The sequence below is a fragment of the [Clostridium] citroniae WAL-17108 genome, assembly GCF_000233455.1.
Lineage (GTDB): Bacteria > Bacillota > Clostridia > Lachnospirales > Lachnospiraceae > Enterocloster > Enterocloster citroniae.
Map to the genome: position 1 here is coordinate 68262 of NZ_JH376422.1, position 18184 is coordinate 86445.

At 51.1% G+C, this 18184-nt stretch carries 17 protein-coding genes and 1 pseudogene; 2 read left to right on the top strand and 16 right to left on the bottom strand.

All coding sequences use genetic code 11. The features are described from left to right. Positions 1-106: 106 nt before the first annotated feature. From HMPREF9469_RS13455 to ftsH, 3 genes are all read right to left on the bottom strand, one after another. Entirely contained in the window at positions 107-1387 is a 1281-nt protein-coding gene (locus HMPREF9469_RS13455; protein ID WP_007862784.1) for a BMP family ABC transporter substrate-binding protein, read from the bottom strand. Between the two features lie 471 nt (positions 1388-1858). Further along, the gene (locus HMPREF9469_RS13460; RefSeq protein ID WP_007862786.1) at positions 1859-2143 is read right to left on the bottom strand and encodes a DUF6809 family protein; all 285 of its coding nucleotides are present in this window, start codon (positions 2141-2143) and stop codon (positions 1859-1861) included. A 313-nt stretch (positions 2144-2456) separates the two neighbouring features. Beyond that, positions 2457-4325 (bottom strand): ATP-dependent zinc metalloprotease FtsH, encoded by a 1869-nt coding sequence (gene ftsH, locus HMPREF9469_RS13465; protein ID WP_007862788.1) that lies wholly within the window; start codon positions 4323-4325, stop codon positions 2457-2459. A 211-nt stretch (positions 4326-4536) separates the two neighbouring features. Between ftsH and HMPREF9469_RS13470 the strand changes: the two genes are divergently transcribed. Further along, positions 4537-5037 carry a MarR family transcriptional regulator gene (locus HMPREF9469_RS13470; RefSeq protein WP_007862790.1) on the top strand — a complete coding sequence of 167 codons (501 nt, stop codon included), beginning with the start codon at positions 4537-4539 and terminating at the stop codon, positions 5035-5037. A gap of 109 nt (positions 5038-5146) precedes the next feature. Here the strand turns inward: HMPREF9469_RS13470 and HMPREF9469_RS13475 are convergent, their stop codons facing one another. The 10 genes and pseudogenes from HMPREF9469_RS13475 to HMPREF9469_RS13525 all read right to left on the bottom strand — a co-directional run bounded on the left by HMPREF9469_RS13475 (position 5147) and on the right by HMPREF9469_RS13525 (position 14671). Further along, positions 5147-5896 carry an amino acid ABC transporter ATP-binding protein gene (locus tag HMPREF9469_RS13475; RefSeq protein ID WP_007862791.1) on the bottom strand — a complete coding sequence of 250 codons (750 nt, stop codon included), beginning with the start codon at positions 5894-5896 and terminating at the stop codon, positions 5147-5149. Further along, positions 5886-6578 (bottom strand): amino acid ABC transporter permease, encoded by a 693-nt coding sequence (locus HMPREF9469_RS13480; RefSeq protein WP_007862792.1) that lies wholly within the window; start codon positions 6576-6578, stop codon positions 5886-5888. The genes HMPREF9469_RS13475 and HMPREF9469_RS13480 overlap by 11 nt, the downstream gene beginning before the upstream one ends. A 133-nt stretch (positions 6579-6711) precedes the next feature. Next, positions 6712-7566 (bottom strand): basic amino acid ABC transporter substrate-binding protein, encoded by an 855-nt coding sequence (locus tag HMPREF9469_RS13485; protein WP_007862793.1) that lies wholly within the window; start codon positions 7564-7566, stop codon positions 6712-6714. 126 nt (positions 7567-7692) lie between these two features. Next, complete coding sequence (locus HMPREF9469_RS13490) at positions 7693-8544, bottom strand: bifunctional 5,10-methylenetetrahydrofolate dehydrogenase/5,10-methenyltetrahydrofolate cyclohydrolase (RefSeq protein ID WP_007862794.1); 852 nt, start codon at positions 8542-8544, stop codon at positions 7693-7695. Positions 8545-8604: 60 nt separating this feature from the next. Further along, positions 8605-9231 (bottom strand): cyclodeaminase/cyclohydrolase family protein, encoded by a 627-nt coding sequence (locus tag HMPREF9469_RS13495; RefSeq protein WP_007862795.1) that lies wholly within the window; start codon positions 9229-9231, stop codon positions 8605-8607. Positions 9232-9303: 72 nt separating this feature from the next. Continuing rightward, positions 9304-9906, bottom strand: a complete 603-nt coding sequence (locus tag HMPREF9469_RS13500) for a pentapeptide repeat-containing protein (RefSeq protein ID WP_007862796.1) — start codon at positions 9904-9906, stop codon at positions 9304-9306. Positions 9907-9922: 16 nt separating this feature from the next. Beyond that, positions 9923-10387, bottom strand: coding sequence for a pyridoxamine 5'-phosphate oxidase family protein (locus HMPREF9469_RS13505; RefSeq protein ID WP_040416444.1), 465 nt, complete (start codon positions 10385-10387; stop codon positions 9923-9925). A gap of 8 nt (positions 10388-10395) precedes the next feature. Continuing rightward, the gene (locus HMPREF9469_RS32965; RefSeq protein WP_040416325.1) at positions 10396-10629 is read right to left on the bottom strand and encodes a hypothetical protein; all 234 of its coding nucleotides are present in this window, start codon (positions 10627-10629) and stop codon (positions 10396-10398) included. Further along, positions 10601-13532 (bottom strand): annotated as a pseudogene (locus HMPREF9469_RS13520) (AAA family ATPase). Before HMPREF9469_RS13520 ends, HMPREF9469_RS32965 begins: the two are co-directional and overlap by 29 nt. Further along, positions 13529-14671 carry an exonuclease SbcCD subunit D gene (locus HMPREF9469_RS13525; protein ID WP_040416445.1) on the bottom strand — a complete coding sequence of 381 codons (1143 nt, stop codon included), beginning with the start codon at positions 14669-14671 and terminating at the stop codon, positions 13529-13531. Before HMPREF9469_RS13525 ends, HMPREF9469_RS13520 begins: the two are co-directional and overlap by 4 nt. A gap of 153 nt (positions 14672-14824) precedes the next feature. On the opposite strand from HMPREF9469_RS13525, the gene HMPREF9469_RS13530 reads away from it, so the two are divergent. Then, entirely contained in the window at positions 14825-15061 is a 237-nt protein-coding gene (locus HMPREF9469_RS13530; RefSeq protein WP_007862807.1) for a hypothetical protein, read from the top strand. A gap of 33 nt (positions 15062-15094) precedes the next feature. Here the strand turns inward: HMPREF9469_RS13530 and HMPREF9469_RS13535 are convergent, their stop codons facing one another. The 3 genes from HMPREF9469_RS13535 to HMPREF9469_RS13545 are packed head-to-tail and all read right to left on the bottom strand — an operon-like array spanning position 15095 to position 18162. Then, positions 15095-15352, bottom strand: a complete 258-nt coding sequence (locus tag HMPREF9469_RS13535) for an HPr family phosphocarrier protein (RefSeq protein ID WP_007862809.1) — start codon at positions 15350-15352, stop codon at positions 15095-15097. Beyond that, complete coding sequence (locus HMPREF9469_RS13540) at positions 15339-17273, bottom strand: BglG family transcription antiterminator (protein WP_007862810.1); 1935 nt, start codon at positions 17271-17273, stop codon at positions 15339-15341. Before HMPREF9469_RS13540 ends, HMPREF9469_RS13535 begins: the two co-directional genes overlap by 14 nt. Before the next feature lie 16 nt (positions 17274-17289). Then, the gene (locus HMPREF9469_RS13545) at positions 17290-18162 is read right to left on the bottom strand and encodes a DMT family transporter (RefSeq protein WP_007862812.1); all 873 of its coding nucleotides are present in this window, start codon (positions 18160-18162) and stop codon (positions 17290-17292) included. Positions 18163-18184 lie beyond the last annotated feature (22 nt).

Consider the following 18184-nt stretch of genomic DNA (forward strand, 5'->3'; position numbering starts at 1 on the left):
GAAAATCTCTTTTCACTTTATTTTCCATGGTTCATTGCTTCGTGGAAAAAAGCGGAGCCAGTGGCGTGGCTCCGCTTTTACAGCCCAATTGATCCCCAGCGGGAATTTAGTTGTCAATTGTCTTGATTCCATCGATCAGGATATCGAAGGCAGGAGCAGACGCAAACTCTGACTCATGGAAATATCCATCGGAAATGTATTCGATATCACTGCCATCCTTCTTGTAGGTATCCAGTGTCTTGCCATCCTGGGTCCAGGTTGAGGTATCAAATACGTGAAGCTCGCCGGATGCCAGCTTAAGTTCCACTTCCTCTACCTTTTCCTTGGTTCCCGGGGCAACAGCAGCTTCATTCAGTTCAGTGATAAGAACAGCGCCGTCAGAGAAGCCCTTGCACCAGTCTACCGGGATCTCGGTTCCATCCAGGACATGCTTTACAGCCTCGGTCACATATGCGCCCCAGTTGTTGGAAGCGGATGTGAGAGCCTGCTTGGGAGCGGTTGCGATCATGGAAATGTTGTAGCCTACACAGGGAACGCCGGCTGCCTCACAGGCAGTAGGTGCGCCGGTGGTATCCGCATGCTGGCTGATCAGCACACATCCATCGGAAATCAAAGCATCTGCGGCCTCTTTCTCCAGATCAAAGCTGGCCCAGCTGTTGGTATACTTAACTTCCATGGTGGCATCCGGGCATACGGAACGCACGCCCAGGAAGAAGGATGTATATCCGCTGATAACCTCAGCATATGGATAAGCGCCCACATATCCGATCTTGCAGGCATCCTTGGCCACTGTGCCGTCCTCGATCATCTGGTTCAGTTTAAGGCCTGCAACCACGCCTGACACGTAACGAGCTTCATAAATAGATGTAAAATAGTTATGCATATTGCTCAGACCGCTGGAAGCCGCCTGGAAACCGGTAGCATGGCAGAACTGAACCTCAGGATACTCCTTGGCTGCCTCGATCACATAGGACTCATGTCCAAAACTGTTGGCAAATACGATCTGGCATCCCTGGTCTGCCAGGTCCATGGCTGCATCCTTGGCTGTCTCATCCTCTGGAATGTTCCACTTAACAATGATCTGATCGTCAGACAGGCCCAGTGCCTCCTTCATCTCCATGGCGCCGGCATAGTGGGCAGCTGTATATCCCTCATTCTCATCGCCTATGTAGACAAAACCAACCTTCAGATCTTCCTTGGCCACACCGCCCGCAGGCGCTGGTTCCGTGGCCTCTGTCTCAGCCCCGCCTGCTGCCGCAGATGACTCCACTGCTGCTGTGGTGTCCGGTGCCGCTGTGGTCTCCGCTGTCTTGGATCCGCCGCAGGCTGCTAATGACAGTGTCATCACACCGGCCAGGGCCACGCTGACAAACTTACGTAATTTCATAGTACTCTCCTCCATGAAGTGTCGCGTACGATCGGAGGTTCCGAAAGTACACTGTAATTTTAGGGTCAGACCCTGTTTGAACATCCATCTCCGCCGTCTGTCCATCCTGCTTTGCGGTATATTCAGCCAAAATTCAGGCTGCATCCCTTGCTATGCGTCCTTTATTTGGTTCAAATCTCCCACAAACAGAAAACATATCTGACGGAAAACAATGATCAAACACGCTCCGGGACCGAAAATACGTCAGGTTCTGACAGTGCCGCAATACTATACAAAGCCGTACCATCTTCTTCCTGACGCTCCATCGCTGTCCTACCCTGTTAAAAGTAACACAAATACGTAGTTAAGTATATCACTTTTTCCATCATTGTCAATATTAACCAGTAATTTCAACCTATTTTTACACAATAAAGTACATCCACTTTGATTTATCAGCAATCCCCACTCATATTCTTAAGCTACACTTATATTTCAGGCTTGGTCCCGCCCGTTTTCGCAAAATACCTCGCACATAATTCCGGCTCCCAAACGGAACCCATGGCTGAATGTATGGGATTTCTCCATGAAAGTCAGCTCCAGGTAATGCTCCATCAGAGTGTCAAACTCAGCCCTCATATCCTCATCCAGCCGTTCCGTGAAACGTTCCATCTCCTTCAATGATTCCCTGCACATTTCATCATATTCCTCACAGCCCTGTATCACACTGTCCGCGGGGTGCAGCTCTCCTGCATAAAGCATGTCCAAAATTTTACCCATTCCTTATTCCTGCCTTTCATCTGTCAGTATACGGCAGGGCCTGGCCCATCCTGTACTTGATCCCGTCTCTCTGCTGCCTCTCTCCTCATCCAAAATCCATCTTATCCATCATCTATTCCTACCCTCAATGGACAAAGGTAAATATATCCCCTGCCTGCTGAGGGTACCATCTGCTTATCTCAAGGCACAGATACGGAGCACATTCCAAACGCCCCCACCCTGTCTATGATTTAAGAATAACACAGCCCCGGGGCAAATGCAAATTTAAATTGCATCTGTCCCGGGGCTGCAATACAAGAATCCGTATTCAGGATCACGCTTCCTGCACCCTGTTAAAGATCTCCATAAATTCCTCGCCGGTAATAGTCTCCTTCTCCAGCAGATGGGCAGCTATCTCATGGAGCCTGGTTTTATTGTTCCGAAGGATATCCAAAGCCTTGGCATGCTGTTCTTTCACGATCTTAACAACCTGTTCATCTATGAGCCTGGCAGTCTCCGGCGCACAGGCCAGGGAGGTGTCACCGCCCAGATACTGGTTGTTTACAGTCTCCATGGCAACCATATCAAATTCATCCGTCATGCCGTACCGGGTGACCATGGAGCGGGCAATCCTTGTGGCCTGTTCAATATCATTGGATGCGCCTGTGGTGATGGAATGGAAAATGAGTTCTTCAGCCGCCCGTCCCCCTGTAAAGGTGGCGATCTTGTTCAGCGCCTCCTCCTTGCTCATGAGATACCGCTCTCCCTGTTCCACCTGCATGGTATATCCCAATGCACCGGATGTCCTTGGTATGATGGTGATCTTCTGCACCGGTGCGGAGTGTGTCTGGCAGGCCGCCACCAGGGCATGGCCAACCTCATGGTATGCCACGATCTTGCGCTCCTCCTGGGAGATCACGGCGTTCTTTTTCTGGTATCCCGCAATGACGGTCTCTACGCTTTCCTCCAGGTCCGCCTGCACCACGGCTCCCCTGCCCATTCTCACCGCTCTCAGGGCTGCCTCGTTAATGATATTGGCCAGCTCCGCTCCGCTGGCTCCTGCCGTTGCCCTGGCAATGGCATTGTAATCCACATCATCAGACATCTTCACATTTTGTCCGTGTACCTTTAAGATGGCTTCCCTCCCTTTCAGGTCAGGCAGCTCCACGGGCACTCTCCGGTCAAACCGGCCCGGACGCAGAAGGGCCTTGTCCAGGGATTCCGGACGGTTGGTGGCAGCCAGGATCACAACCCCCTTCTTGCCGTCAAATCCGTCCATCTCGGTCAGAAGCTGGTTCAGGGTCTGCTCCCTCTCATCATTTCCGCCCATCCCGCCGCCGTCACGTTTCTTTCCAATGGTATCGATCTCATCAATGAATACAATACAGGGCGCCTTGTCATTGGCCTGCTTAAACAGGTCCCTGACCTTGGCCGCGCCCATGCCCACAAACATTTCCACAAATTCAGAACCTGATATGGAGAAAAAGGGCACATGGGCTTCACCTGCAACAGCCCTTGCCAGCAGCGTCTTACCTGTTCCGGGAGGTCCCACCAGAAGGGCGCCCTTGGGAAGGTTTGCGCCAATGTCCGCATACTTCTGGGGATTGTGCAGGAAATCCACGATCTCCTTCAGCGCATCCTTGGCCTCCTCCTCGCCCGCCACATCTGCAAATGTGATCCCTGTTTCATTTTCAGCATAAATCTTTGCATTGGACTTTCCAAAAGTCATGGCATTGTTGCCGCCCATGCGCTTGCTCATCATGCGTCCCATGATCTGTCCGATGATCACAAACATCAGGATGGGCGCCACCCATGACATCAGGAAACTCAGCAGCGGGGAAGCCTTTGTGGGAATCTCCCTTGTATAGTTTTCCACCTTTCCTTCCGACTTAGCTGTGTCCAGACGCTGGGCCAGATTATCACCCGGCACAGGGCCTGTCTTGTAAGTCACATTCCACTGCTGGTCCTTGGTGGAAAACTGGACCTGTGTCTCATCGCTGCTCATGTACACGTCTTTCACATTACCGGAATCCAGCTGTGTGATAAATTCACTGTAGGGAACCTCAATTGAGCGCTCCATCATGGGAAATACCAAGGCATTTAACACCATGACGATCAATATGACTAAAAAATAATAGTAGATAAACGGCTTTTTATTACCTGGGCCGCCGGCTGTTCTCTTGCCGTCTTCACTTGTACCCATATATGTTCTCCTTTTCTCTTCTCATACTCTGTGATGCGTCTTCCTACGCATCCCCGTATTTTTTGTTTCCGTTCACATGTAAGATAATACGAAATGCAAATTTTGTCAATGATTTATAGTAAATTTTTATTTACTTTTAATATTTATTGACATTTCTCCCGTTATGTGATAAAACGTGAAAAGAGGACTCACAGAGGAGGTAGTTACATTAATGACTGATCATACACCTGATTCCAGAACTGTGGGGGAACATTTCCTGGAATTTATCATCTCATTTTTTAACCTGGCAAAGGGCAGGTACCAGCAGCAGAACCAGATCAAGGCCAACTCCGTGGCCTTTCATGCCCTGGTGGTATTAAACCAGCCGGGCCGTCCGGCTCCCACCATGTCGGAGCTGGCCTCGGAACTGGAGATCACCAAACAGCAGCTGACCAAACTGGTCAATGACCTGGAGGAAAAGCAGCTGGTGGAAAGACAGCATGACCACAGGAACCGGCGCCAGGTCTATCTGACCATCACTCCCACCGGCGTCAGGATCGTGCAGCAGTTAAAGGAAGCCATGCTCAGCTGCACCATGGCTGGGCTTTCCGGCTTTACCAGGGAGGAGCTGTCTGAGATGGATGACTGCCTGGTAAGGCTTTCCGCCCTTTTAGACAAGTTCGACCCCCAGAAGCCCCAGGATATGGACTGCGGGGATTTCCCTCAGATATAGGATTTGCGAAATCTGACACAATATACAAAAAGGCCGCTGCCCTTGACCGGAAACATTTCTGCTTCCGGCCAAGGGCAGCGGCCCTGCTATATATGAAGTACCTGTTATGTTACAGCACCTTGCTGAGGAATGATTTCAGTCTCTCATTCTTAGGATTGCCGAAAAACTCTTCCGGCGCAGCTTCCTCCATGAAATACCCTTCATCCATAAACATTACGCGGTTGGCCACCTCCCTGGCAAATCCCATCTCGTGGGTAACCACCACCATGGTCATCTTTTCCTTGGCCAGATCACGCATAACGCTTAATACCTCGCCTACCATTTCCGGATCCAGGGCGGACGTGGGCTCGTCAAACAGCATCACATCCGGTTTCATGCACAATGCCCTGACAATGGCAATACGCTGCTTCTGACCGCCGGACAGCTGGCTTGGATACGCATGAGCCCTGTCGGCCAGGCCCACACGCTCCAAAAGCGTCATGGCCTCCGCCTCCGCCTCCTGGGCGCTTTTTCCCTGGAGCTTCATGGGAGCAATGGTCAGGTTCTTCATGATATCCATATGGGGGAACAGGTTAAATTGCTGAAACACCATGCCCATCTTCTGGCGGTGCTTGTCAATGTCTGTCTTGGGATCCGTTATATCGGTCCCCTCAAAATAGATCTGGCCCTGTGTGGGTTCCTCCAGAAGGTTCAGACATCTCAGGAACGTACTTTTGCCCGAACCGGAAGGGCCTACCACAAACACCACATCACCTTTGTATATATTTACATTGATTCCCTTTAATACATGGATGTCGCCAAAGCTTTTACCCAGATTCTGTACCTGGATCAATGGCTCTCTGTTCAAATTACCGCTCATTCTGCCTTAACCTCCCTTCCAGGATCTGGATCAGTTTTGTAAATATCATGACAATGACCAGATACACAAGGGCTACCGCGATCAAAGGCATGAAAGCGCTGTATGTCCTGCTTCGGATAATATCGCCGCCCTTTGTCAGATCCTGGATGGCAATATAACCGGATACGGAGGTTTCCTTTAACAGGGAAATGAACTCGTTGCACAGGGTCGGGAGCACGGTCTTAAATGCCTGGGGCATGATGATGTACCACATGGTCTGTACATAGTTAAAGCCCAGACTGCGTCCTGCCTCCATCTGTCCCGCGTCAATGGACATGATACCGCTTCGGAATATCTCAGCCACATAAGCGCCTGAGTTGATGCCAAATGCCATAATGGCCACCAGCACCTTGTCGATCCTGGCACTGCCAAACACCACAAAGTAGATGATCAGCAGCTGTACCACCACGGGCGTGCCGCGGATTACGGTCAGATACACTTTGCAGATGGCATTTAACAGTTTCAGTTTGTGGGTCTTTTCATAGGTGGAGCGGATCATGCCCACAATGAAGCCCAGCACAATGCCCATAAGACAGGCAAACAGTGTGATAATCAATGTTGTCTTCAAACCGTCCGTGAGATATTTCCACCGGTTCTCAGAAACAAAGTTCAGGTAAAATGCATCTGTAAACGTATTCCACATGCTAATCGTCCTCTGCTCTTTCTTCTATAATAAATCGTAAAAACTGCCGCAGACTGCCGAAGACAGTACTGCGGCAGTCCGATACCGGCCAATCATGCCACTGCCGGCACCCTCATGTCGTTATATCAGTCAATTATTCTGCCTTGATATACTTAGCAACGATCTCATCCAGAGTACCGTTTTCCTTCAGGGTCTTTAATGCGCCGTTGATCTTGTCTAACAGCTCTGTATTGCCCTTCTTTACAGCAATCGCATATTCCTCATCTGTAAAGGACTCCTCAAGGATCTTTAAGCCTTCGGTCTGTGCAACAAACGTCTTGGCAGGCTCGCCATCGATCACAACCGCATCGATTTTGCCCTGGCTTAATGCCTGAACAGCCTCAAAGCCCTTGTTGTAACGCTCTACCGTGGTGCCGTCTGCTTCCAGGTCAGATACATAGATGTCGCCGGTGGTTCCAAGCTGAACGCCTACAATCTTGCCTGCCAGGTCATCCGGGGAAGCAATCTCGCTGTCCTCTTTTACAATTACCTTCTGGGACGCCTTTGCATAGGTATCGGAGAAGTCTACGGACTGCTTGCGGTCCTCTGTAACAGTCATGCCTGCCAGGCCCATATCAGCCTTGCCGGAAGTGATCTCAGGAATAATGGAATCAAATGCAATATCTTCAATCTCCAGTTCCATGCCCAGTTCGCCTGCAATTGCCTTTGCGATCTCCGCATCAATACCAACGATCTCGCCGCCGTCATGGTACTCATATGGCGGGAACTCTGCATTAGTAGCCATAACCAGAACACCGCCGGCTGCCTCTGTATCTGCTGCCTCAGCTGATGTCTCTGCGTTTTCAGCTGCCGTTGTATCTGCTGTATCTGCTGCCGTTGTGTCTGCTGCTGTAGTTGCTGCAGTGGTTTCTTTTGCACCGCCGCCGCATGCGGTCAGGGAAGCTGCCATAAGCGCTGCCATGGTCAGAGCTATCATTTTCTTCTTCATAATTACTCTCCTCTTTTCTTTTATGCATGAAAATGCATAACTATAAAAATATTTAACATTTTATATTATAATGCATTTTTTAAGTTTAGCAAGAGGAAAATGCGGGAATTAGCAAAGAATTTCCTTTCAGCCTTCCAGGCCGGCTCTGCGAAGAGCTGCACAGAGCAGATGCTTGGCCAGCACCGCGGTAGTCACCGCACCCACGCCGCCAGGTACGGGTGTAGCCATGGAAGCCGTCTCTGAAATGGAATCAAAATCCACATCCCCGCACAGCTTACCGTTCTCATCCACATTGATCCCCACATCGATCACAACCGCGTCACGGCCCACATACCGGCTGTCCAGCATTTTGGCACGGCCTGCGGCGGCTACAAGGATCTCTCCGTCACGGCAGGTTGCTTCCAGTTCCCTTGTCCTGGTGTGGCAAATGGTAACGGTTGCATTTTCTTTCAGCATCAGCATGGACAAGGGGCGGCCAACCACCATACTGCGGCCCACGATCGTCACACGCTTTCCTGTAATAGGGATATTGTTTGCTTTCAGCACCTCAATAACCGCCTCCGCGGTACAGGGGGCAAATCCCGTGCTGTCTCCTGCAAACACCTTTGCGATGTTGGACGGGGAGATGCCGTCCAGGTCTTTTGAAGGATCGATCATCTTCTCAATGTCGGCTTCCACAATCTGTTTTGGCAGGGGGCGCAGCAGCAGGATCCCTGTCACATCCTCATCACGGTTGATCTTATGAAATTCCTGTTTAAACTCCTGGTCCGACACATCTTCCGGGAACACATAGGACTGTACCCTGAGTCCGAAGCTCTCCATCTTTTTTGTGGCGCCCCGCTCATATGACATGTCGTCCGGCCGCTCTCCCACCCTGACAATTGCAAGTTTCGGCACATGCTCTCCCAGCCGGGAAAGCATCTGTGCACCCTGCTCCCTAATCTTGGCAGAAACCTCCGCCCCCTTTAGTATCTCCATTGTTGTCTCCTTCCTGTTGCCAACTGTTCACTCCAAAACGTGTCTGCATTTTACCGTTTCTCACTTCAGCTGTTCCAAAACCCCGGCATAGATCCGGTCCGCCCTGGCTGTTCCCTCTTCGATCAACCGCTCTGCCCTGGCATTCAGGTCCTCTGCCTTATCCCTGTTCTTCATGGACTTCGTATTGATATACACATTCATCACGGCTCCCAGGACCGCGGTGCGGATAAACTGCACACCCACTCCCACGTCACTGATTGCCAGCCGGCTTCCCTTTTCCCCCAGGACTTCCAGGATATCCAGCATTTCCACTGCCCGTTCCATGATCTCCAGCGGAACACAGCTTGCGTCCAGCAGGCGTTCTTCCATCACCTTTTCCTTATAAGCCTTTTCCTCCGGCGTGGCGGAAGGAAGGCTGTAGCACTGGGCCAGTGGGGCAAACACCTCTGCATCCCTGTCTGCCAGGGCCACAAACTGGGCCTGCATCTTTTCCATCCTGGATAGAAGCCCCTGTATCTCTTCCTCCACATCCGCATACTTTTTCTTTCCAATGGTCAGGTTTCCCACCATCCGGCCAAGGGCATTGCCCAGGGCCCCTGCCAGGGCCGATGCCCCGCCGCCGCCCGGCACAGGCTGTTTAGAGGACAGTACCTCCAGAAATGCTTCTATTGTCTTTTGTTCTACCATACTGACGACCTCCTGCGTTTTATCAATGTTATTCCGTACTGCTCCATGCACTACTTCCCGGGGCGTGCCGCCCTATACGATTTTGACCCCCATCAGCTTTGCCAGCTCCGCTGCCTGAAAAAGGTTCACCTTGACACCTGAAAGTTCCGTGTACTGGTCTGATACCATTATATTGTCAATGGTGCAGTCTGACAAGTCCATTCCTTTTAAGGGTGTTCTGAAAAAATCCGTCTGAGTCAGATCTGTTTTGGAACACGTTGTTTTCTTGAATTTTACCTCGGACAAAAAGGACTCCCTAAGGCAGCAGCAGGTGATCTCACAGAATTCCCAGTATGCCGTGGAAAAATTGGCATAGCGGAACTGGCATTCCTGAAACGTCACCCACTTGAAGCTGGAATTGGTAAACCGGCTTCCGTCCCCTTTACAGCCCTTTGCCTTTGTGTTTTTCCAATAGCTGTCCCCAAAGGTACAGTTGGAAAAATCGCAATTGTCAAATAAGACATTGCAGAAGGATGCCCCTGTAAAATCACAGTCCGTGAACCGGCATCTTACAAAGGTGACCGTGTCAAATTCCACCCGCTGTCCCTTTGCCTCCTCTGCAACCTCATCCGTGTATTTCTGATTCTCCACAGGACATTCCTCAAGGACTGCCTGCACAATGTCATTTAAAAGCATATGTTTCCTTTCATTATTATTCATTCGCCTTGGCGCACAGCTTCTCCACATCCAGGCGTATGACCGCAGTGCGCCGAAGCATTGCGTCAGGATATTCCCAGGTTCCGGTTCCGGACATATGCTTCATGATACAGTCCAGTCCGTGCCGTTTCTCCTCCGGATCCTCCACCACAGCGATCCTTCCCTCCCCCACAATACTCCGGTAGCGGAATGAGAAACCGCAGGCCGCATCCGCCCTCACCAGTTCATGTGCCGTGTCCATCTCAAAACCGGCACATCCGTTTTTGCGGATCAAGTCCATTTTCCTTCCCTCCGCCGCGCCATGAAAGTATAATACATTGCCGGCACTGTCATATCCAAAATTTACAGGCACGATATATGGGCACCTTCCGTCAGCCAGCGCGATCCTGCAGCATTGACACTCCCGTATGATCTTAAGGATGCTGTCCCTGTCCGCTATCTCCCGTTCTTTTCTTCTCATTTCCATCTTTATTCCTCCAATATTTCCTCAAAGGTATTCTGCATCAGGGAAAGAAAGCTTTCTCCGTGGGACTGCTCGTGAAGGGACCTGCCCCCGTATCGTTCATAATACAGTTCACTGTCCCAGTCAATCCGTATGCCTTTAATAAACCGGTCCGTATGATCCATATCAAACTGCTCCTTATTCCGGCGCCCTTCAGCACGCATCCGGCCTTCAAACCTGGACCCATGCCTTGCTGCCACCGCTCTTTTCCTTAACCACCACGATCTGGCGCTCGATCCGTTCCTTTAACTCGGACACATGGGAAATGATCCCCACCAGGCGCCTTCCCTCCGCCAGATCCCCCAGGGCTTTCATGGCAAGGTTCAGGGTATCCTCATCCAGGGATCCAAAACCTTCATCCACAAACATGGTATCCAGACGGATCCCCCCTGCCGCTGACTGGATCTCGTCTGAGAGCCCCAGGGCAAGAGACAGGGATGCCTGGAAGGATTCCCCGCCGGACAAGGTCTTGACGCTCCGCTCCGTGCCATTGTAATGGTCTATTACATTCAGCCCCAGGCCGCTCTTTCCCCGGTTGTCCTCCTCAACACAGCGTTTCAGCTCATATTGGCCGCCGCTCATGACCATGAACCTGGTGTTGGCCCTGGCTATGATCCTCTCAAAATATGCCATCTGGACATAGGTTTCAAAGGTGATCTTTTCTTTGCCTCCCACTTCCCCTGAAGCGGTATCGGACAGGGATTTCACCCAGTTCCATTGCTGCTGTATCTCCTCCATGGCATCCTTCTGCCTCATGATCCGGCTGAATGCCATGCGGTTGGTCTCCAGGCGGTGGTGGACCCGGCTTCGTTTTTGTTCCAATGCCTCCAGCTCTGACTTGGCGGCGTTCTGAGCCTGGGATAACCGGGCCATCCGGTTCTGCAGATCCGTGACCGCATCTCCTGCCGATTCCGCGCCCTCCGGTTGTTTTGTCTCCCCCGGCTGTTTTATATCCTTGCCCGCGTCTGCTCCCCCGGTGTTTTATATCTTCCAGCTGTGCCCGCAGGGCCTCTGTCTTGGCCTGGGCATCCATGGCTGTGCGGCTTCGTTCATTGTACTGCATTTCCGCCTCTTTGTATGCCTGCTCCATCTGCGCCAGGACGCCGCGCTTGTGGGCCAGCTCTGCCTGCGCCTGGTCCCTGTCCCCAAATGGGAGAGTTTCCGCCAGTTCCTTCAGCTGGCGGTCCAGGCCCTTTTGGAATTCCTGGGCTTCTATGAGAAGCTTTTGGGCATTCTGCCTTTTCTCCCCGGCATCCTCCATGGATTTTCTGCGTCCTGCCTTGCCCTGTTCCAGTTCTTCCTTTCTGCGGACCCGGACTTTGGTGTCAGCCACCCGCCTTCGGCCGGCATCCTCCTGCCGTATTAGCTGTCCTTTCAGCTCACCTAACATTTCCTCCCATGTTCTCAGAAAATGCTGCCCCAGTCCTCCCTGCCGCTCCCCTGACTCCGCCTGTGACAGACGTTCCCTCCACGAATCCTTCCATGAACTCACTTCAAGGTCTATCTGCTGACGCATCCTGGTATAGCGGGTCTGAAGGCCTCCTGCCAATTTCCCTGCTTCCAGGCTCATGGCCGATGCGGTCCTGTTCTTTTCCTCAGACTCTTTTGCAGCCTGGTCCACCCGTTCCTTTGTCACATCTTCCCCCACCCCCGCAAACGGGGCCGGAGACGGATGGGACACGGAACCGCACACCGGGCAGGGGCTTCCATCCGTCAGTTCCCTGGCCAGGATCCCCGCCTGGTTGTCCAGAAATTTCTGGTAAATGCTTCTGTAAGCAGCATCCGCCTTCCGCCGCTCCTCATCTGCCCTTTTGTATCTTTCCTGGGCCTGCTCCAGACACTGTTTTTCCCTGTGATACTCTTTGAGCTCCGTGTCCAGTGTCTCCACGCGAGCCCTGTAATCCGCCAGCTTATCCATGGCAGCCTGGGCGGCCTGATATTCCTCGCCTGCGTGTTTTAATGCCTCCAGCTCCGCCTCATCCTGGGCCAGGCGCCTGCGCCATTGATCTTCCTCCTTACAGGCGGTAAGCACAGCTTCCTCAAGCTTCACAATACGGCTGTTCCATGACCGGATGCTGCCTGTCAGTTCATCATACTGGACATAGGATTTCATGGCCTCCTCCATTTTGGAGATGGATCCGATCAGACTGTCCCGCTCCTTTTGGCGCCCTTTCTCCCTTTCATACAGCTCTCCGGCGGCTTTCAAAAGAGGTGCATTTTCCTCCGCAGTCTTTCTGGCTGAATCTAAATCCAGAAGAATACGGACCGCTGACTGGGCCCTGCCCAGCAAAAGGCCCAGGGTGGCCATTTCCTCCCGCACTTCCTTCATCCGGTCATCCGCACCGGCCTCCTCCCGGCTGTCCGCATCGATCATCTGCTCCAGAATCCCCAGCATCCCCTCCAGGCTTCCCTGCTGCGCCTCCTTCCAGCGGATCGACAGGTCCTCACGTTCTTCATGAGGCATCACTCCGCCGGTATACTGTTCAATGCTTTTCCTGCTGTCCAGATACTGGCCGTACAGGCCTTTTGCCTGCTCCTTCAGCTTTTCCTGGAACTGCTGGTAAGGGCGTGTCCCAAAAATTTCCCGGAATATCAGTCCCCGGTCCTCAGTCTTGCCTGAGAGGAGACGTGAAAAACTGCCCTGGGCCAGCATGGCGATCTGTGAAAACTGCTCCCTGCTAAGGCCCAGAAGCCACTCCGTCTCCTGGGTCACTGCCTTATCCCCGGTAATGACCCGGCCGTCCGGCATATACAGAACTGCATCCGGCTTTTCCCTTGTCTCGCCCTCGCCCCTCTGCTTTGCACGCATGTATTCGGGATTCCGCCGCACCAAATACTCCAAACCGTTATATAAAAATGCCATTTCCACAAATGTCCGTCCATCCATGGGTGCATATTTGCTTCTCAGCATCCTGGGCCTGCGGCTCTCACCGCTGGCATTTCCATAGAGTGCAAAGGTGATGGCATCAAAGATTGTAGTCTTTCCGGCGCCTGTATCCCCTGTAATAAGATACAGCCCCCGGTCCCCAAGGGCCTCCATATCCAGTTGTATCTCTCCCGCATATGGCCCGAATGCGGATATGGTCAGTTTTGTCGGTCTCAATTTATGTCCTCCCAGATCCCTTCCATCAGCTTCCTGGAATATTCTTCCTGTTTTCCGCTCATGGGCTGGTTATTCTGAAGCTCATAAAGCTCCCCAAACAGTTCCATGGGAGACTTGTGTATCTCCCCCGCAGTGTCCACGGTCTGCCCGGCCCTGGTACGCCGGTTGTCGTAATCCAGTTTCATTACATTGGGATAAATGGACCGCAGCTTTCCAATGGCATCCAGTATATCCTCCTCATCCGTCAATGTAATGTGCAGGTAATCATCCGTGGCGGTCCCTGCATAGAATCCCCGGTCCGTAACCTGGCTGTAGCTGCCTTTGATCTCCCTCATGTCGTGAAGTGGATGAAGGGGCCTGACGGAAACGGAAACATTCCCCTTTTCAAACAGTTCCACCACGGTCACTGATTTCTTATGTCCTGCCTCTGAAAAAGAATACTTAAGAGGCGTACCGCAATAGCGCATGGTCTCCCGCCCGATCTTCTGGGGGCCGTGTATGTGCCCCAGGGCCACATAGTCAAAATCCCGGAACAGGTCTGCACTGACCTGTTCCAGTCCTCCTATGGACAGTTCCTCAGAATCACAGGCCGAAGCACCCATCACAAACTGGTGAGCCATCAGTATGTTCCGTTCGTCTGCAAAAAAACCTTCTCCGGTTATGTTTTCCAGCACACACCTTACCGCATGGTCAAAGGTCTCTGCCTCCCGGCCGGGATAGCACCGCCTCACAACCGCAGGCTTTACAAAGGGAAGCATGTACACGGATACGCTTCCATATTGGTCATTCATCCGCACCGGCTCCACATGCCCGTCAAACACAGGCGACATGTACACGCCCCGTCCGGCCATAAGCTGCGCCCCGAAGGCCAGACGCTCGGGACTGTCGTGGTTTCCGCTGATCACAAACACAGGCAGATTCCGGTCCGCCAGACTGGTAAGAAATGCGTCAAAAACCTGCACTGCCTCGGCAGGCGGCACCGGTTTATCATACACATCCCCGGCAATCAGCACGCCATCCGGCTTTTCCTGGTCTATTATGGACAGGATTTCCTTTAATATATATTTTTGATCCTCCAGCATAGGGAATTCATTGACCCGCTTTCCAATGTGCAGGTCTGAGAGGTGGATAAACTTCATTTGGATCATTTCCTTTCCGGATTCATTTCTTCCGTTGCCATTCACAGGTGCCCTGGGAACAGCTACTTCTTCCATCATCATATCATAAAATCCTGGATTCCGGGTAGAAATTTCCTCACCCCTGTGTTACACTTGTGGCGAGGTGAATATAAGATGAATCCAATGCTATTATTACAGCTGAAACCAGCCTGGGAACAATTTAAGACCAATCATCCCAAGCTTATGAACTTTGTAAAAGCCGCTTCCAAAGACGGCTTTATGGACGAAGGTACCCTGATCGAGATCAGCATTACCAACAGTTCAGGCAAGACCATTGCCTCCAATGTGCGCGTGAAACAGGAGGATCTCACATTCCTCACCACGTTCAAAAGCGTGCTGGAGGACGAGTAAAGGCGGGGATATCCCCGCCTTACAATTCAGATGCTATAAATACTCCCCGCAAAATACGGCTATCTGCCCCAATATCTCCTCCTCATCGCTGCCATCCACCAAAAATTCCAGTTCATCTCCCTGATTGGCATACAGGTTCATGACGGAAAACACTTCCTTTCCGTTTGCCCTGCGTTCTTTGTTCCTGACCTCTACGGTACTCTCCGCATCACGGCATATCTTTGCCAGATATACGGCGATCCTGGCGTGGAGCCCGTCCCTGCTTATGATCAAATGTTTATATGTTTCCATAAAACCTTCTTTCCAGTATCGCCTCAATAAACTCCTCATACGTGTTGCTCTGCAGGACCTTATCCAGGTTCTGATACTCCAGCAGAAGGACGATCAGATTGTCGAATATTTCATGGAACAGCTCCCGGTCCTCCCTGTTAATGGCAAACAAAAGCACCACATTTACCATATGCTCGGCCCACGCAATAGGTTTATCGCTGAGCAGGATATACATCCCAGTCCTGTTGGCATCCATTTTCAGGGAATGGGGAACCGCCAGTCTTCCAAATGCAGTGGAGGAATGGGCCTCCCGATCCTCCACCTCGTGGATGAACTCCCCATCCACATATCCCTGTTCCTCCAATGCCCTGATCATGTAGGCCAGGGCCTGCTTCTGATTCCCGATTTCTCCGTTTTTGCAGAACAACTCAGGGGAGGTGATCTGCATAAGCATTTTTCTCAGGCGCTCCAGCTTCTTCGCCTGTTTAACCTCGGAAATTTTCCTGCGTATGGATGACAAGTCCCGCTCAGGTAAAAATGGATTGACCTGAACCACATGGTCCCACTGCGCCGGGTCCACTGCAATGGTAGAGATGATCATATCCTCGCGTTTTGCCATGGACAGTTCAGACGGCTTTGTCACCACTGTCTTGATCACCAGATCCTCCGAGAAGCTGCCTGCAATCTTCTCCATCATAATATCCGCCATATCGTAATACTGGGGAGACAAAAGGATACACCCCAGCTTGTCCTTCTGGTTTTCATAGGTTTCCAGGTTTCCGCCAATGTGAAGGGCAATATAGGCGATCTCATCCTCGTCCACCTTATATCCGGTCAGCTGGCTGAGGCAATTGGCCACACCCACCGCACATTCAAATATAAGAGGACAGGAATTTTTAATATGCTCTGTCAAAGGATTCTTAGTCGTATATTGATTTTCCATCCTACGAAGCAGGTTGTGGATATGTATGGTGAACTTGACGACAAACTCATCATTTTCCGTATCAATAAAATAATTTTCATTCAGGTACACTAGGACCCGGTCCACTATGTCCAGGCATTCCGGTTCAATAAATTCCCTGATATTCTCATGGTTCAGCATATCATAATCCACCTTCATCAGATGGCTGATGAGCAGAGAGGTAAGCTCCTCGATCTCCTGCTCCGTAAACCGGATGGAAAACGCCTGCTCAATCCGGTCTGCAATCTGTTCCGAAAGCTCCATCTCCCGTATGCCGTACCGGCGCCGTTCAGCCATATGGGTACGGAAAGTGCAGTTTTTTCTGATGCGGTCCATGCTGATTACCACATCCAGTATCAGATTGACCATGGCGTAATCATTGATAAAATAATGGTATTTTTTACACTCTGTCAGGATGATGTCTCTAAGCTCTTCCAGATCATAATCGGGAAATGCGTTCTGAACCACATCCAGGCTCAATATATTTTTATTGAATTCCTCATACAAAATGGAACTTAAAAGCCTTCGCTTATCCAGTTCCCGTCCTTCCATGGATACCTTCTGAGTCACCACATTGGCATATAGTCCATATTCCTTGAGCTTTTTCCTCACTTTGACCATGTCTTTTTTCAGGGTCTCGTAGCTTACAAATATCTTTTCGCTGATATCATAGAGGTCAATGCCCTGCCCCCCTTCACTGTCCCTGGTGAGAAGTTCTGTAATGATATAGTTAACCCGTTCTCCGGGAGTCTCGGGCACACTTCTTACCTGATGGGCCAGCAGTGCCTTTCCCCTCTCCCTCTGTATCATATATCCTTTCCTGGATCCTTCGATCAGATTATTCTCAAAATAATTGATTTCTCCTATATAGTTCTTTACACTGCGCTCCGATATATGAAGCTGAAGGGAAAGCTGCTTTGCAGTCTGCCATTCCTCCTGATTCACAAGGATCTTAATAAGTGCCAGATGTTTCTCCCTCATGTTTCTTTACCCCCGACTATCTGTTCAGCACCACAATTGCTCCCAGTATACAGATAACCCCTGATGCCCCGTAGAAATCCATGGATTCCCCCAGCACAGCCACTCCAAGAAAGGAGGCAACCGCTGGTTCTATGGATGCAATCACGGAAACTCTTCCGGCCTCCATATACTTAAGGGCCGTGTTGTAGGACAGGTATGAAAAAATATTACACACACAGGCTGATACCACAAGTACCACTCCCAGCTGCGGGTACTGACTTATACTATATACCATATGTTTCATATCTGCAAGAAAACATCCCGCTGCTGCGGCAGTTAAAAAGGCATAAAACAGGACTGTCAGAGGATGATACCGTTTCAGCAGCACCCCTGCCACAATACTGTACATGGCATATCCCAGTGCGGCACCCATGCCCCACAAAAAGGCGTCTGCCGGAAATGTCACCTTTCCCGACATGATCCCGGACACAAACGCACAGCCGGTAATTGCAAGTAAGACAGCCACCAGCTTTCTCGAGGAAAGTTTTTCTTTTAATACAGGCACTGCTATCAGGGTTACAAAAACCGGTGATGTATATAACAGTACTGCTGCTGCCGACATGGATGATCTCTCTATGGCAATTCCATAACTCACATTAAAAAACAGCAAACACAGGATTCCCGCCACCCCCAACCATATAAGGTCCCCCGCCCTAACCCTGAACAGGTTCCTGCCCCTGATCAAAAAACAGATTCCCAGGATCGCCGCTGCGATCACCATCCTGGATACGGTCAGTTCCAGAGAACGGATACCATAGCCTGAAACCACATTTACAAACAGGCCGATGGTGCCCCACATACACCCCGCCGCTGCCGCATACATAGCGGCTTTCTTTCTATTTCCACTCATGAAACTCCCTCTGAATTTCTCC